The 16946-nt window shown below is 45.2% G+C and carries 14 protein-coding genes; 7 read left to right on the forward strand and 7 right to left on the reverse strand.

From position 1 onward, the window contains the following. The first annotated feature begins 78 nt into the window (after window positions 1-78). Complete coding sequence (locus AAHF22_RS17125; RefSeq protein WP_347326247.1) at window positions 79-960, forward strand: DegV family protein; 882 nt, start codon at window positions 79-81, stop codon at window positions 958-960. Window positions 961-1107: 147 nt separating this feature from the next. Here AAHF22_RS17125 and AAHF22_RS17130 read toward each other — a convergent pair whose 3' ends face one another. Continuing rightward, window positions 1108-2427: a glycoside hydrolase family 27 protein gene (locus AAHF22_RS17130; protein ID WP_347326248.1), complete on the reverse strand. Its 1320-nt coding sequence runs from the start codon at window positions 2425-2427 to the stop codon at window positions 1108-1110. Window positions 2428-2840: 413 nt separating this feature from the next. On the opposite strand from AAHF22_RS17130, the gene AAHF22_RS17135 reads away from it, so the two are divergent. Then, window positions 2841-4541 carry a methyl-accepting chemotaxis protein gene (locus AAHF22_RS17135; protein ID WP_347326249.1) on the forward strand — a complete coding sequence of 567 codons (1701 nt, stop codon included), beginning with the start codon at window positions 2841-2843 and terminating at the stop codon, window positions 4539-4541. A 304-nt stretch (window positions 4542-4845) separates the two neighbouring features. Continuing rightward, window positions 4846-5958: a DUF4179 domain-containing protein gene (locus tag AAHF22_RS17140; RefSeq protein ID WP_347326250.1), complete on the forward strand. Its 1113-nt coding sequence runs from the start codon at window positions 4846-4848 to the stop codon at window positions 5956-5958. Between the two features lie 84 nt (window positions 5959-6042). Here the strand turns inward: AAHF22_RS17140 and AAHF22_RS17145 are convergent, their stop codons facing one another. Together AAHF22_RS17145 and AAHF22_RS17150 are read right to left on the reverse strand one after the other, a co-directional pair. Then, window positions 6043-6990: an NAD(+)/NADH kinase gene (locus tag AAHF22_RS17145; protein ID WP_347326251.1), complete on the reverse strand. Its 948-nt coding sequence runs from the start codon at window positions 6988-6990 to the stop codon at window positions 6043-6045. Beyond that, window positions 6987-8033 (reverse strand): SPFH domain-containing protein, encoded by a 1047-nt coding sequence (locus tag AAHF22_RS17150; protein ID WP_347326252.1) that lies wholly within the window; start codon window positions 8031-8033, stop codon window positions 6987-6989. Before AAHF22_RS17150 ends, AAHF22_RS17145 begins: the two co-directional genes overlap by 4 nt. Window positions 8034-8213: 180 nt before the next feature. Here AAHF22_RS17150 and AAHF22_RS17155 point away from each other — a divergent pair, with 180 nt between their 5' ends. The 4 genes from AAHF22_RS17155 (at window position 8214) to AAHF22_RS17170 (ending at window position 11099) form a co-directional block, all read left to right on the forward strand. Beyond that, window positions 8214-8357 carry a hypothetical protein gene (locus AAHF22_RS17155; protein ID WP_347326253.1) on the forward strand — a complete coding sequence of 48 codons (144 nt, stop codon included), beginning with the start codon at window positions 8214-8216 and terminating at the stop codon, window positions 8355-8357. Between the two features lie 9 nt (window positions 8358-8366). Beyond that, window positions 8367-9131 (forward strand): AraC family transcriptional regulator, encoded by a 765-nt coding sequence (locus tag AAHF22_RS17160; protein ID WP_347326254.1) that lies wholly within the window; start codon window positions 8367-8369, stop codon window positions 9129-9131. Window positions 9132-9536: 405 nt separating this feature from the next. Continuing rightward, window positions 9537-9920 (forward strand): VOC family protein, encoded by a 384-nt coding sequence (locus tag AAHF22_RS17165; RefSeq protein ID WP_347326255.1) that lies wholly within the window; start codon window positions 9537-9539, stop codon window positions 9918-9920. 759 nt (window positions 9921-10679) lie between these two features. Then, window positions 10680-11099, forward strand: a complete 420-nt coding sequence (locus AAHF22_RS17170) for a hypothetical protein (RefSeq protein WP_347326256.1) — start codon at window positions 10680-10682, stop codon at window positions 11097-11099. Between the two features lie 435 nt (window positions 11100-11534). On the opposite strand, the gene AAHF22_RS17175 is transcribed toward AAHF22_RS17170, so the two are convergent. From AAHF22_RS17175 to dat, 4 genes are all read right to left on the reverse strand, one after another. Further along, a complete protein-coding gene (locus AAHF22_RS17175; protein WP_347326257.1) occupies window positions 11535-13274 on the reverse strand; it encodes a type 2 periplasmic-binding domain-containing protein in 1740 nt (579 codons plus the stop codon). Window positions 13275-13444: 170 nt separating this feature from the next. Next, window positions 13445-14365, reverse strand: a complete 921-nt coding sequence (locus AAHF22_RS17180; RefSeq protein ID WP_347326258.1) for a carbohydrate ABC transporter permease — start codon at window positions 14363-14365, stop codon at window positions 13445-13447. A gap of 33 nt (window positions 14366-14398) precedes the next feature. After that, entirely contained in the window at window positions 14399-15337 is a 939-nt protein-coding gene (locus tag AAHF22_RS17185; RefSeq protein WP_347326259.1) for an ABC transporter permease, read from the reverse strand. 542 nt (window positions 15338-15879) lie between these two features. Continuing rightward, window positions 15880-16743 (reverse strand): D-amino-acid transaminase, encoded by an 864-nt coding sequence (gene dat / locus AAHF22_RS17190; protein WP_347326260.1) that lies wholly within the window; start codon window positions 16741-16743, stop codon window positions 15880-15882. Between the last annotated feature and the right edge of the window lie 203 nt (window positions 16744-16946).

Consider the following 16946-nt stretch of genomic DNA (forward strand, 5'->3'; position numbering starts at 1 on the left):
CACAATGTTTGAGGTGTCGCGCTACATTGCGTTCTTCAAGGCATTGCTGAAACCTTTCAATGGAAAGTAGTGATCTGAATGAGAACAATCGCCTGGGTAACCGATAGCACGGCCATGTTGGATGCCGATTTTGCCCGTGAGCATGATGTGTATGTCGTGCCACTTTGCCTGATTGCTGGAGATGAAGTGTATCGTGAAAATGTCGATATTACATCCGAGCAATTTTATGAGAAGATGCGTGAGCATGAGAAGGTAAGCAGCTCACAGCCACCAATTGGTGAATTTATTCAATTATATGAGAGCCTGAAAGGGCATTATGATGATATTATCGTGATCCATTGCTCCTCTGAACTGAGCGGAACGTACAATTCTTCCGTCCAAGCAGCAGAGATTGCAGACACGCCTATTATTAGCATTGATTCCAAGATCGGTGCATTTCCATTACGGGAGATGATTTTGCAAGGTATTTTGTATCAGCGTGAAGGATTGAGCGCGCTGGAGATTCGTGACCGGATTCAAGGGATGATCCACGATATGAGCTTTTATATGATTCCAGCCAGTCTGTCACAGCTGCATCGTAGCGGACGTGTATCCGGTACACAGCTTGTCATTAGCCAGCTGTTATCGATTCATTTATTGCTTCGTTTTCAAGAAGGTAAGGTTATCGTCGAGGATAAGATTCGTACCGTGAAGAAAGCGCGGCTAAAACTGCTGGATATGCTAAAAAAGGATATTGAGCATGTACGCCATGTGTGTATTATGCATGCGAACAATATGGAAGGCGCATTCAAGCTGAAGGAAGAGATTATGCATATGGCTCCGCTGCTGCGGATCGAGATTGCTTCGTTTATTCCGGTGGCTGGTATTCATGCCGGTGAAGGTACGCTGGCACTGGCTTGGATTAAAAATCATTATAGTGCATTAGGGCGTTTGGGTGCGCCGATTTCGACGATGGCTTGATTCGAATATAAAATGATCGTTTGACCACCACTACGTTGAACCTGTATGCCGAAGAGGAGAAAGCATGATGCTCTCTCCTCTTTTTGTTAGTTATGCAATCGCATAAACCGCTATCGCAATCGATTAGGTTCCCCCTACACCTCACCTCTACATACGTACAACAACATCCTCATAATCCATCCGACTCAATTTATAAAATCTAGCCCCGTGCGCCGGCACTTTCACATCGATATCATAATTCACCATTCCTGCTTCCGCGCGCTCCCATAAATTGCGCAGACGGAAATTGCCAGATAGACCAAGCTGCTCCAGACTAACTCGCACCAGCGCTGGATCATCGCTTGCATTGAATAGTGCGATATAATATTCCCCTGTGCGGCTATGCTCCGACATCCATACAATCCGATCATATTCATCCCGATACACCTGACGTGCGTAATGACCGGAGCGATTCGCTTCCAGCACTTCATCATTTGTAAGCAGTGACATCGTCCAGGCATCGTTATCACGCAATTCGCCGCCAAACATGAGCGGCGAGCGGAAGATCGACCACAGCGTCATCATCGTCGTCTGTTCATCCTCAGTAAACCGTGTCCAGCGATCACTTCCGCCTCCATCGACTGAACGGATGCCGATATGACCGAGCGGCAACATATCACAGTCCGGCCAGCTACCCACTTCGACGAACTGTGCCCACTGCTCACAGCGTTCAAACATTTCATACAGCAACTCCCATTGATCCCAGAAGTCATCGGTTATGCGCCACATATTCGCATGGGTACGAAATGCTTCATGGTATGCAAGCGGCGCAGGTCCCGGTGACAGACTGAGCACCATCGCACGACCACATTGATCGATTGCGTGACGAATCAGCTCAATTTCTGCTAGATGTGTATCATATAAACGCGAAGCAGCAATATCATCCACTTTAACAAAGTCGACTCCCCACTCCGCATACATGTCGAACAGAGAATTGTAATATTCCTGTGCTCCTTCTTTCGATGCATCAACACCATACATATCCGTATTCCACGGACAGATGGAGTTCGTATGTGCAATCTGGCGTGCGGTTACAGCAGTTCCTTTGATCGGTGTATCCCCATGCACTGCCTGACGTGGAATACCGCGCATAATATGAATACCAAAGCTCAGTCCCAGCGAATGTACATAATCCGCCAGCGGTTTAAAGCCTTTGCCCTCTACTGCTGATGGAAAACGGTTCGTTGCCGGAATCAGTCTGGAATACTCATCCATCTCCAGCGAGACAAATGGACGATATGCAGATGACACGGCGCCCGGCTCATACCACTGAATATCGACAACGATGTACTCCCATCCGTATTCCCTGAGATGATTCGCCATATATTGTGCATTAGCTCGAATCTCTTCTTCGCGTACCGCAGCTCCATAGCAATCCCAGCTATTCCAGCCCATCGGCGGTACATGTGTCCATTGATGATGTCGCATGTTATACACTCCTCATCTTTAGATCGATCATTCGTACATTCCTCTCTCGATCATACCGTTTGTGGGGAAGCAATTCAACGGCATAACATCGTGAAAACAAGATTCTAATATTTTCGCATTCATGTATAGCCATGCATGAAGAAATGTATATTTTATAGTGCCAAAAACGACATTTTTCGATATTAAAATCTATTTTCTGCATTAATTTATTTATTTATTTAATTTTATCTAATCTTAATAATTCTTTTAACAACGTTTAAATGGTATTTAAAAACAAAGTTATGTTAACAAACGAATTTTAATAGGCATTTAGTACTGAAAAGGCGGACTTACACTGTAAATTTTTTGACAAACTGGTCGATATAATACATATAACGCGACAAGTAACCTACTAATTGTTGGAGTGTGAACGTATGAAACTTACTATTCAGATGAAATTAATCTCTGGATTTGCAGCGGTGATCTTCTTATTGATTGCGATTTCGGCGCTTAGCATATTCGGTATTAACGGTATGGGTAAGCAAATCGGTATTATTGATAAGAAAGCAATGCCCACTGTAACACTGCTCGGGATCATGAACGGGGATTTATCCGATGTCGAACGATTAATGTTAAATGTAGGGGTAGAACGTAATCCCTCGCAGGTGAAAGTTTTCCAGGAAAGTCTGGATACACTACTCAAAAAAATCGATAGTGAACGTCTACAGCTCAAGCAATTAATGCAAACGCAAGAAGAACTGGCATTGTATGAAACATTCGATAATAGCTATAACGAATATATTCCATTACTTCCTGATATGATTACGGCTGGGCAAGAAAATCAACTTATTGAGCTTAGCAATCTGCATAGTAAAGCGTATCCACTCTGGAATACTGCGAATACTACGCTTACCCAATTAGTGGATCTGGAAAATAAAAATGCCGCCGCTTCTACTGACGCTGCCACTGAACTTAGCCAGAAAACGATTTTTAATGTCATCGTAATTTCGATTATCGCTGTTTTGGCTGGTCTTGCTATTGCCCTGTTCATTTCTGCCTTAATCTCCAGACCGGTGAAACGTCTGCAAGCCTCTGCTGAACGCATTGCGGGTGGCGACCTGACGGGTGAAACGATTCAGATCAAAAATCGGGATGAGGTCGGTTTACTCGCCAGTGCATTTAATAAAATGACTTTGAATTTGCGTAGCCTGATTGAATCGGTAGCGACCACATCGGAGACGATCGCTGCCTCCTCCGAACAATTGACAGCGAGCAGTGAACAGAATACCGATGCTTCCCGTCAAATTGCAGAGACGATTCAAGAAGTAGCGGAAGGCAGCAACCGTCAGGTTGAATTGACGAATCGTTCTTCGCAAGCGATGAAAGAAATGTCGCTCGGTGTAGAGCAAATTGCTGTTCGCGCACAGACGGTATCCGGTTCTGCCGCAGAAGCTGCTTCCAAATCATCCGACGGTAACGAGGCGATTCGGACGGCTGTTGCGCAGATGGATTCGATTCAAGGCTCTATGCTCTCTCTGTCACAGATTGTACAGGAGCTGGGTGAGCGTTCACAGACGATTGGTAACATTACCGATGTGATTACAGGTATTTCCTCCCAAACGAATCTGCTCGCACTCAATGCAGCGATTGAAGCAGCACGTGCTGGCGATGCAGGACGCGGCTTTGCCGTCGTTGCTGATGAAGTACGCAAGCTGGCTGAGCAATCCGCAGATTCCGCCCGTCAAATTACCGATCTAGTAACGACGATTCAAAAAGAAACGTACCGCGCTATACAGGCGGTTGAAGTGAACACACAAGAAGTAAGTAAAGGGATCGAATCCGTATCGGTAGCTGGAACAGCGTTTGAAAATATACTGACTGCGGTTAATCAAGTAGCCGGTGATATTGAAGAAGTATCCGCTGGTGCAGAGCAAATGTCTGCCAGCACTGAGGAACTAATGCGTTTTGCTAATGAGATTGCTCGCATCACGGAAGAAACATCGGCGGGTACGATGAATGTGTCTGCCGCCACAGAAGAACAGCTAGCTTCTATGGAAGAAATTACCACTTCCTCTACTGCACTGGCCAAAACAGCAGAGCAACTTCAAGCACAGGTGAGCCAGTTTAAAGTATAATTGTAATCTTCATCTCATTAGCATGATCCGCTAGGGCGTTCATTTGCGTATTTCAATTACGCAGATGAACGCCTTTTGCTATGGATTAACAAATCTATACATTTGTCAATATTGGCTGGAATTTATTATGCAAAACAAGGTACAATAAGGATAAACGCATGGGATTGACCGTTGTTACGTCTCCGTAATCATCCGTCTCCGGACTGCTATTTGTATGTAGATACACTACCCCTGTACAATAAATAAATGAGTAAGCTAATCCATAAACACCATGATGATCGCCCATCTGAAAGGAGGACTGTAGATGAACGAGCCTGACAAGCAGCCGATAAAGCCAGATGCCACGCCGATGCATCTACCACAGTCTTCCCCCTCCACCCTGCCTGTAGCTACGGAAGCATCAGCCGTCCCTACGACTGGCCGCTCCTTCTGGACAGGATTGCGTAATTTATTCGATACCCGACTGCTCGTCGTCGTCGTCTCCACATTCATCGTCATCTGCATTTTGCTGGCGACTACCTGGCTTAAGCCGCTGATGAGTACGCATTCTACGCAAGCAAGCTGGGGCGAATTAGAACCGTTTCGTGTTTATCAGAGTGAGCAGCTTGGTAATCAAAGCCTAAGCTCTGCGATCGAACATCATTACATCCAAAAGATTGACAAAACCGCGGAACAAAACGGTTATCGATTAACTATCAATGCCGTCACCGCTGATGAAAATCGACTCATTCTGCTATACACTGCTCATACGGATCGGGATGCTACGATTCCCGGACTAAGCAGCGTTAAGCTTCGCAATGTAGCGACTGGGAAGCTGCTCAGTACCTCACCTGCTCGTTTGAATGGCGCTCCAGATGATGGAAACCCGAAGCAATATTACGGTACAGCTACAGTTAGATTAAACCAAAAACAGCCATTTCCACGTGAAATTGCAGCGCAATTCCAGATCATGTCTTCTACCGATCGATCAGCAGGCGGAAGCGCTACTGCAAATGCAAGTGAAATCCATTACTCGCCTACGCTGCTGCTGCATATTTCGCTGGCACCCCATTTTCAAAGTCAACAAACGGAGATTATTTACCCGAATCGAACGATATCTTGGAGTGCGCATACGATTACACTCTCCCGGGTAGAAATTTCGCCATTAGAGATGCGCGTGCGCTTCACTACGGATGAGAAAGTAAGTGGTGATCTTGCCAAACAACTCTGGCTGATTCCGCAGGGCATCATTTCGGAAAAAGGAGAACAATCGGTCACACTACGCCCGATCGGTAGCCGGCTTATTAGTGAGAATCCGTATACGTTTGAGCATATATTTTATAGTAATCTGCTGGATAATCCCGATTCACTCCAGCTGGTCGTGAAGCCGCGCGACGCTTCAGCGTATGAAGACGTGCGCATCATTCGGATTAAATAAACCGCTTGTTATATCATCCTAACAAAGTAGATACAGTAAAATAGATACAACGATATAGATAAGACATACAGCACAAAGAGCGCATCAAATCACCAGATGCGCTCTTTGCTCTGCAATGCCAATCGTGGCGCTAATGCCCGAATTAAATTCCAAATAGTCACTCTCTATCCCATCGCTGAAAATCACCCCTTCTTCCGGCATTTGCGATACAATACGCAATGGCTCTCCAGCGATCCGCCCAAACACCAGCTCAGCCGATGTGGTGCGACTAGGGAATGGCTCACGCACACTGTAGTACAAATATGGTGCATTCCAGTCAAAGGAAGTGTTCAGCTGCGGTAATGTCTGTCTTGTCTCATATCCTTGCGCCAGACTCATAATGCCAGCGGCTCCGGTTAATACACTTTTGAACCAGCCGGTCGCCCCCATACCGGTCGATACGATAATACCACTGGAAGACTGTTGTTCTATTCTTCCGCTGTAGCTCAGCTCATAACGAGCCGACACATGCGTTTTGCGACCGATAAACAGATCATTGACTCCATATAGCACCTGACCGTCACTGAGTGTAGCACAAGCTAGCCGCACATCGCGCATTTGCCGTTTACGTGCAAACACATCCGGTATGAGCTGACTCAAGTCTTTAGCCTCAAACGGTAGCAGTACGCCATCCCACCGTCTTGGGTCCGGGTTCACACCGATTAAGGGCAATCCTGTCGCATACTTCATCGTATTTGCAACTAGACCGTCCTGCCCCAGCACCACGACCACATCACTCGGTCCGAAAATAAAGCTAGGCACATGCTCTCGATCCAGCAACTGCACACGTCCCAGCTGCTGAAGCTGAAATAATGTCAGCTCCAGCGCTTGCTGATACTGCTGATCTTCCTGTACATAATCGCTAAAATCAGCCCCCATCCGTTCGATATAAAATTGCGCCTGCTGCACGGTATTATATCGAACGACCAGTTCCTGTAGACGTGTTCTACGCTTGACGAGAATGAGCTTGTTCTCGGTTAGTCGGCGGCTCATCGCTCTCTGCCCCCTCGTCCAGTCGGATTGTTTTGCTCGTGCAGCAGTCCTTGCAACAGATCCGGCGAAATGTTGAGTTGACCGATACGGCCTGCATTTTCAGCAATACCCTGGAATGCCATCGCGATCAATTGATCCGGCTTCATGCCCATGCTTGCCATCGCTTGCAGTACATGTGGCTGTACGCCTTCAAGCGACTGCATCACTGCCGACATTTCGTAAGCGCGCGCATCTGCCTGTGCTTTGTCGTTCGTAACGGTTAGCTCGATCAGCTGACTTTTGCGTTCCTCCAGCTCGGTATCAAAGCGTAACTGCTCTTCTTCCATTTCATTTTGTTTGATTTTGACCGAACGTTCGGCTTCAAGCTGGGTTTCGCGAATTTGACGCTTTTTCGTTTCGACGGCAATCTCGGTGTTCAGTTCGTTTTCGCGCACTTTGCGTTCTTGCTCAATCGAGGCATTGCGGCGCTCATACAATGCTTCGTCTGCACTGCGCAATATTTGTTCGCGCGCCTGCGCTTCGAGCGCTCGCATCGTTTCCTTATTAGGGAGGATAGCGAGGATCGATAAGCCCATAATTTCAATGCCCAGCTTTTGTAGTTCAGGGTTGCTCTGAATCTGTGCAGTGATCTGACGTACAAGCGATTCACCGGATTGGATAGCCTCACGTAGGGGTAACTGCTCAATGCGCTGCTTCATTAGTACCTGAACGATGTGAATGACGCGCTGCGATAGTTTTTCGGGATCATCGGATAGGTAGCGATTTTTTTTCAAATTGTAAGTGTAGTTCAAAATACGAGTCGTCTGATGGTAATCGGTAATCCGGTATGTCACCTGTCCCTGTACGGTGACGGTCTGATAATCGCTCGTAATCTCTTCAAACATAAAGGGCACATCAATCGACGATACCGGTACAACGACAACCGAAGTGGTTGGCTCGTAATAGTAAAATGAAAGGCCGACGCCCTCTTTTACAATTTTCCCATTTTTAATCTTCATCACATAATCACTCGGCTGGAATTTGGCAAAGCGTAATCCGAACATGATGTATTCATCCTCTCTTTTATGTTATTAACGTTTTGATAATATCTTTAGTGGCATTATCATAGCACTATTTATTGATATAATCAATATGATATTAACAAATTATTTATATGATGATTTAACTTTTATTTATGGTATGTTGAAATAGAAAATCACTTACATAAAAGGAGTGCGATATCCATGCATCGATTTCAACCAGTGCAGCCGCCGATGATCGAGCGTGGACTGCTGCATAAACATTATCAGTATGCTGAATATGCTCCTGCTCCATGGTTACGCGACATCGTATGCTGTTATTGGAGTTCAGCCATACAGCCGCAGTAAAGAAGCCAATTGCACCGAATTGTGCCGGATGGCTGTATCGATCTGATTTTCGATCTGTATGCAACCGATCATCGCAGTGCTTTTTTATCCTCGCTTATGTGCTCCTATGAAGTGATGGAGCTTACGGAATCGATGGCGTTTTTCGGTATTCGTCTGTATGCCAGTGAAGTAAGGAGATTGCTCGGTTATGCTGGTTCCTCACTCGCTGACGCCCATGTAACGCTGGAGCAGTGGCTTGGAGCACAGGCTGCCCCTATGACTGAGGATATCGTTACAGCTGCTCCTATGCCGCAACGGATCGAACGCACAGAGCGCTGGCTTGGGATATTGTTACGGGAACAGGATGATGGTGATACGACGCGGTTACGTCAGCTTGTGCACTATATTCATGGGAAGCGAGGTCGTTTGACGATTCGTGAACTGGCTCAGCAGACACACTACAGCGACCGTACATTACGACGATTATTTCAACAGGAGCTGGGCGTTTCGCCTAAAGAGTGGTCGGATATGATGCGGTTTCAGGGGGTTTTGCGTCATTTACAGCTTAGAAATACGTATGCTTGTCGTATGCAGATGCGTGCGTTTGCTGCTTCTCCGCCATCTGATGCTGTTGAATCCATCGCTTTTGAATCCAATTCCTATGCATACCGTGCTCCAGAAGAAATATCGCTTCGTGAGCTGGCGGTTCGTTTCGGTTATTATGATCAGTCGCATCTTAATCTCGCTTTTAATCGCTATTATGGTTTACCGCCAGGACAACTGCTTCAGCGATAGTGGCTGATTATGAATGTAATTACAGGATCAGATATCTCAGAACAAATATTGTCCGATTTTTCCAAGAGATACCGAGTCATTTCATCTTACGATTAAACAGCGTTGTACAACCATTTGCCCAACAGTTGTTATCGTGGTAGCGATCGGTTCACACAGAGTACGGTGCTGGTATAACAGGATGTTCTACTATAGTTCAGTGATGTTAGCGTTTCGACTATATTACGTAGGGTGCGTATACAACACGATGTTCAATCGTTGCATCATTGTGGAACATCGTCTGCATAGTCATATGTAAGCAAGCGATCGTCAGCAATGTTGTATAACTGATCGATTGAGCTAGACGATTGGATACAGGGCAACTGAAAGGCAAGGCAGTTAAAATTCAGTTAGCAGGAGTGGATCAACATGAATTTGAATATGAAATATATCATTTTGTATGTGAATAATCTGGAAGCTTCGTTGCACTTTTACCGGGATCTACTGGGCTTATCGATTAAAATGCAGGTGGATACGTATGTAGAATTTGAGACAGGGGCAACGACATTAGCCGTCAATACACGTCAGTCGGTCAATGAGTTGCTCGATCTTGGATTGACATCAGCTGTACCTACAGCAAGTACGTTTGAGATCGGCTTTGTTACAGAAGATGTGCCGGGGACACTGGAACAGCTTCGCCAGCAAGGTGTGCGCGTAGTACGTGAGCCAGAGACTAAACCGTGGGGACAAACCGTTGCCTATGTGACTGATCCGGATGGTCACTTTGTAGAGATTTGTACAGCTGTAGGTTGATATACGCATTCTAAAAGCACTTGTTAATTGAAAATGATAAATCAGATCGTGAACAGTTATATCGATAGATATAGCTTGTTTGCGATCTTTTTGATACGTTTGCAGCTGTTCATTAGGATCGAATGGCTACATTGCTTGATATATTGCTATAAAGAAGATAAAGAGACGACGCTTTTAATGTATTGACATTTGGAAATAAAAGGATGATTAATTACAGACCAGCTGTTTATATAATGGCAAGGAACTTTCTCATTTATACAGCAAGCTTTTATACGTGATATATAAGTGAATAAGTACCCTATTTAATGAAATTTGCTACAAATATCTCGAAATAACGATATATTTTCAGAATAAGAAACGTTCCTTTAAGCCTATCTTATGTTAACTTATAGGGTTGATAGAACTATGTAATCATTAGAAAAAGACCGATTTTTGTCGTAAATGTTCATAAAAATAAATATTTATAAATAATATGAATGTTACAGGTAATATCACTTGCGTCATTAGTCCTAAAGTAGTATTATATACCCAAATAAGTAGTCATAACTGAAGAGTAATATCCTTCCTATCTTCCTCTATATTCTTTATATGGAATCATATTGTATGTACCACATATGATGATTTTCGAATAAAGAAAGAGTAGGATACACGATCTGTACTTTCATTAACTCTAGTATTTCGCTATGTATACTTTGTTTTAATTGATAATATTTAAGTCTACAGCAATTATTCGTAACATCATTGAAAGAGGTGATCCTGATGAGTTTAATGGTCGATTATTGTCCGCGTTGCGGTTCTGTATATCAAAAAAATCTACGTAATATGTGTAATGGATGCCGGGATGAACTGGACGGTGCAATGCATCGCTGTTTGGATCACCTGTGGCGCTATCCGAAAAGTACAACGGAAGAGCTGAGTGCAGCTTCTGGGATCGGTATGCAAGAACTGTATCAGTTTATACAGGCAGGTAAATTCTCGCACAGCTATGTGAATCTGACGTTCCCGTGCGAATGCTGTCAAAAACCAATTCGCCAGGGTCGCCTCTGTGACGGATGCCTCGGCACATTCCGTGAAGCCTTCCCTGTTCCAGCAGCGGCAGCTCAACCAGCAACACGTACCAATGGTGGTAAAGCGAGTCATAAAGTGTTGTATACGTCGCGTCCAGGCAGTCGGCGTTAAGTGAATTAACGTCATTGATCGTATCGCTCTTCTGGAGCAGCCGTGTTTTGGGACAAGATGTGTAGAGTGTTACTTTTAAAGTAGTATCTTTAGAACAGTATTTTTAGAGGGCTATCTTTTAGAAGAATACCTTTAGAGCATTACCTTTGCATCAATAGCTTACTTCGTATTATGCTGATACACTGCTACAATCATGTATTTTTACTATAAAGTGATGCTACAATATATACAAAACCAGATATACAAAATCAGATCTGCTATGGTATTGAAAATTGTGGATACAAAACACGCCTACAAGAGTATTACCAACATATGAAAAACCCCTCTTCCGCGTATCTTTCGGAAGAGGGGTTTTCGTATATCTCGTATGATCATAACTTTTACTGTTTATCATTTTATTAAATAAGCGTGAAAGATAAATGATACTTTATCTTACTACAGCCCCGCATCTTGCAATGACTTCGCATAGGCACTGGTCATATACTCGGTCAATTTATCCGCCCCTGCTTGCTTGAACGAATCAATTGCTTTCGCTTTCGCTGCTGCAAAATCTTCATCCGACTTGGACAGGATCATCGTTGCGGCGGTACGTGCAGCCAGTTCTTTCAGCTGTGTTTCCAGCTTTAACAGATCGTCTGGCAATACTGGTAGTACGACAGTGTTCTCCTTGATGATCTGCTCGGGTGACATATTTTTCAGCGGTGTATTATCATCTTGCAGTTTACCTTCCTGCACAAGCTTGGAGAACACTTCGCCTGGATACGTGGCATTGTAATGCTTGCTGAAATCTTTTTCCAGTGTAGTCGAACTGGCTGCCATCGCTTCTTCGGTCGAGAACAGATTGATCGGTGTATCATTGCTTGGATCGATGACGCTACCGCCCAGACCGATCAAGTTCTGATCCAGTGCGATACCGGTACGTTCCCATGCATCCCCACCATTTACTTTCATATCAATCGTTTCTTTGGTCAGCTGTGGCTTGCCCTTCTCTTCTTTCCAGTTTTCGCCTTCAATGCCGCTATACATGGTGCGGGCACCTTCATAGGAATGAATATAGTTCAGGAATTCCATCGCTTTTTCTGGATATTTGGAGCTTTTGGAGATTGCATAACTTTTATCGGACCAGCCTACAGGGCGCACGCCGCCGCTCCATGCCTGTTTGCCTGCTGGCACGACCATAAAGCCTTTGCCATCTTTCGCATATTTCGCATTAAAATCACCCATTGCCCATGTTGCCGGGCCGAGGATAAATTGACCGGCTGTTGCTTTAGCCATGTAATCGTTATTTTTCATCGTTAACGCATCTGGGTCAAGCAAGCCCATGCGATATGCTTTGTTGTAGAAATCCATCGCTACCCAGTAGTTGGAGTTCTCGTCGGTAAGTACATTGATGAGACGGTGCTCACCGAGCGGTTTGGAAAATAGGTCAGAGCTTCCGCTCGCGGTCTGTCCGGTCGCCCAGGTGAACGGAATGATGTATGGCCATAGACCCCAATCCTGCCACATCGATACGCCGTATATTTTTTTGCCTTCTTCGGTCGTTGGGTGTTTGGCGCTAATCTGTTGCAATACGTTCAGCAGATCGTCCGGATTTTGGATCGGCGGTGTGCCAATTTCTTTGTAGTAATCCCAACGGATCGTTGGACCAATCGTCAGATTCGGATAAACCGGGCTTGGATCAGCCTGCACCTGTGGTGGCAGGAAATACAGCTTATTCTGGCCTTCGCTCCAGTTTTTACGGCTATACTCCACGACGGTCGGGATCGTCTTCTCAACATCTTTACCGTACTTGTCCATCATGTCGTCCATCGGAATAATCAGCTTACCGTCGATTAACTGTTTGCCGTATTGCGTCGGATCGGCGCGCACGATATCCGGCAGGTCGCCACCGGCGAGCAATACGTTCATTTTGTTCGCATCGGCTTCTACGTATTCGATTTTGACGCCGATTTTGTCTTCAATCGCTTTGGCGATTTTGCTATCCGGGTACGTATTCCAGCTTGTTCCGGTTTCATTTACAAGTACACGCAGCGTCACGATACCGTTCGCATCTTTCGTTCCTGCCTGACTTGTTCCACTATCTGTACCTGTTGCACCACCAGAACAAGCTGTAAGCGTTATCATAAATGAGAGCAGGAGTCCGGCTGCGACACGGGCTTTGCTTCGTTTTTGCATAGAATAACCTCCCTGGATATAAATAGTAATGGACATGAGATGTAGCTGCGCGTGACTGTACTACCGTTGTTGATCCTCACCCTATTTGAACGTTGGAACAAATACGATGTACAGGGATATTAGAAGTACGCTATGAAATAATGATCCACGTATACTTTTTCCAACATCGTTTATCCTTTGACTGCACCCATCATAATCCCTTTAACAAAGAAGCGCTGTAACATCGGATAAACAACGACGATCGGTAGCGTCACGAGCATCGTGATCGTCATCTGGATCGATTGTGGTGTCATTGTGCGCACTTCAGCAGAATTGGTCATCTCTGCTGCACTCATACTGGAGATGCTATTGGACTGATTTAAGAAATTGTACAGCACAAGTTGTAACGTTTGCAGATTCGGATTCTCGACGAGGAAGAAGTTATCGAACCAGGTGTTCCACTGTCCAACTGCGGAGAAGACCGCAATGGTCGCAATGATCGGCGTGGACAATGGGAAGATAATCCGTGTAAAGGTCGTCCAGTAGCCCGCGCCATCGATCCGCGCCGATTCTTCCAATGCTGGCGGCAGCTGCTCGATAAACGTCTTAATCAAAATGATGTTAAAGCCACTGAGCGCGGTTGGCAATACATAGAGTAGAAAATTATTTTGCAGCCCGTATGCTTTCATCGTTAAGTACCACGGAATGAATCCAGCATTGAAGTACATCGTGACGAGCACAAAGCGATAAATAAGGCGCCGCATCGGCATTTCTCTTTTTGTAATCAGATAGGCAAAAAATGAGCAGCATAGCACCGTTAATAGCGTACCAACAACCGTCCGCAGCACCGAGACAATGGCGGCTTCCTGTAGTCCATTTAGCTGTAACGTTGCTCGATAACTTTCCAGTGAGAACCCTGCCGGCCACAGAAATACGCCACTTTGTGCGCGGAATGAATCACTGATGGAATAGATGAAAATGTAGTAAAACGGATAGATCGTCACCACGAGCAATAATGACAGTAATGTATAGTTCACGATGTTAAACAACACATCTGACCATAGAATCGGCTTGCGTGTACGTTCTCCTTGCATGCTTAGTGCTTTGCCCATAGCATTCTTCCTCCTTATCTGGCAGAGCATCCATTAGATGATGCTCTCGCCGCGTACTTTCTTGGACAGGCTATTAATCATAAACAACAGTGCGATACTAATGACCGATTTGAACATACCGACTGCGGTGGAATACGGATAGTCATTCGTAACGAGACCGAGACGATATACGTACAGATCAAGCACTTCAATCTTGTCAGCAACCATAATGTTGTTGAAGACGAGATATTGCTCAAAACCTGCTGACAGCAAATTACTTACAGCAAGCAGCAATAAGACGATAAACGTAGGCATAATATTCGGAATCGTAATATACCAGATGCTGCGAATCCGACCTGCTCCGTCGATTTTGGCAGCATCATATTGTTCTCCATCAATGCCAACGATCGCAGCCAGATAGATGATCGCGTTCCAACCGATCGTTTTCCAGATTAGTAAAAGGGTTTGCACAAGCCATACATGATCTGCATTGCCGAGTACGTTAAGCGGCGTATCGCTTAGTCCGAGACGGGCAATAATCGTATTGATCGCTCCTTCTGAGCTAAACATACTGAATGCAAGTGAGAATACGATAATCCAGCTAATGTAGTTAGGCAATGTGGTCGTCGTTTGAATGAGTCGTTTGAAAAATCCACTGCGCACTTCTGAGATCATAATCGCCAGCAGCAAAGGTAGCGGTGCTGCCACAATGGAGAGCACGCTGAGCGCCAGTGTATTGATCATGACACGAAGCATATCGCGGTCATGCATCATTTCTCTGAAATGCTCCATCCCTACAAATGCCGTCTGACTGAGCGGAATACCAGGACGATAATCAAAGAAAGCATAGACCCAGCCGAATAGCGGCACATAACTGAAAGCGATTACAAAAATAACAAAGGGTAACGTCATCAGCAGCAGCTTGATTCCGTCTGCATTCAGCTTGCGCTTACGGGTTCGGGCAACTTCCCCTTTCTTGTACGTGATCTCCACAGCGGAACCTCCTTTGAATATACAGGGTACTTTGACCTGTTGATGTTGGACAACGAAGCGGTAATCGAGCAATCATCATTGGAGAGAGTTAATATTTTGCCTAGTGGTGCAGTTCCCTGTTACTTCCTACGTGAGTGGTAATGCTTACGCTTGAAGTGATGATGCGAGATATTGCTTGTTGCTTGTCGTTTAAGCTTGTATTTAGTGTAATATGCTGTCGATCTGTACTGAATGAACGATCTTCCAAAAAAGCTGAACAATCTACAGATGCTGTGGTGAGGACGGAAAAATGGGTGGGAGAGTTGAACGATCTACAGATGAGGTTGAACAAAACTAAAGACGATGTAGAAAAAACAACTTTGTGCCGTTTAAATAGTAAAAATAGTACAACTAACAATAGCCAACTATTTCATCATTTGAATAGCAATTCCGCTCAATTCTCGGTATAACTCTGCCTTTTTGATAAACTGATGCCACTTAATAAGCTGACGCCACAAAAAAAGGATCATTCGATAATGAATGATCCTTGTTCTATCTCAATTCTAAATAACTGATGAACTTCCCTTCTGTACTACCTGCTCCACCATCTCCACATACGCCACCTGCAAACGCCGCGTCACCGCACCTGGCGTACCCGTACCTACTGGACGACCATCGATGGCGATAATTGGTGTAGCTTCCATCGTTGTATTCGTCAGGAACACCTCGTCCGCATCTACCAACTGTTGCTTACCAAAGGCTTGCTCTACATACGGAATGTCCAGCTCACCAGCCAGACGCTTCACCACCTGCTTCGTAATGCCATCCAGTATCAAATTCCCGTTCGGATGCGTGTAGATCACACCGTCCTTCACGATCAATAGATTCGATGCGGTACATTCGGTCACCGTATCATCACTACGAATCAGAATCGCTTCTTTCGCTCCTGCTTCTACCGCTTCCTGCTTGGCAAGCGTATTCGCCAGTAAATTAAGCGACTTGATGTGGCAACGTAACCAGCGAATATCTTCCAGCGTAATCGCTTCAATCCCATTTTCGATCAAATCAGCAGGACGTGCTAGCGGCTCGCAATAACCGAGCATCACAGCTTCACATACTTCTGGGAAAATGTGCGCGCGCTTCGCCTCACCACGGGTGAACTGGATATACAGCATCCCATCCTGTTGACCTAATGTAGCCGCCAGCTCATCCAACATCTCGCTAAGCTGCTCACGGTTCCACTTTAGCTCGATCTTAATCTCGCGCAAACTGTTATACAGACGATCCAGATGGGCTTCTTTTTCAAACAAATTCCCCTGGTACAAACGGAACACTTCATAGATGCCATCGCCAAAATAATAGCCCCGATCTCGATACGAGACACGTACCTGTTCTTCTTCGACCAGCTTTCCGTTCCACAGTAGCATAGAAATGACCCCCATTTGTCGTAGTAGGCAGACAGATTAGTTAAAGCCATCTGTCCAGCTTATTGCATGGTTGCATTGTAACACGCCAGGGCGGTTCCGAAAATGTACAGGACGTTCGGAGATAGAACAGATCATGCTATAACTGAAATCCGCTGTGTTTGCTCAGCAAAACTTCAATGGATTAACGTCAACCTGCTCGGATG

Origin of the sequence: Paenibacillus wenxiniae (genome assembly GCF_039822605.1) — a bacterium.
In the GTDB taxonomy this organism is placed as follows: Bacteria; Bacillota; Bacilli; order Paenibacillales; family Paenibacillaceae; genus Saccharibacillus; species Saccharibacillus wenxiniae.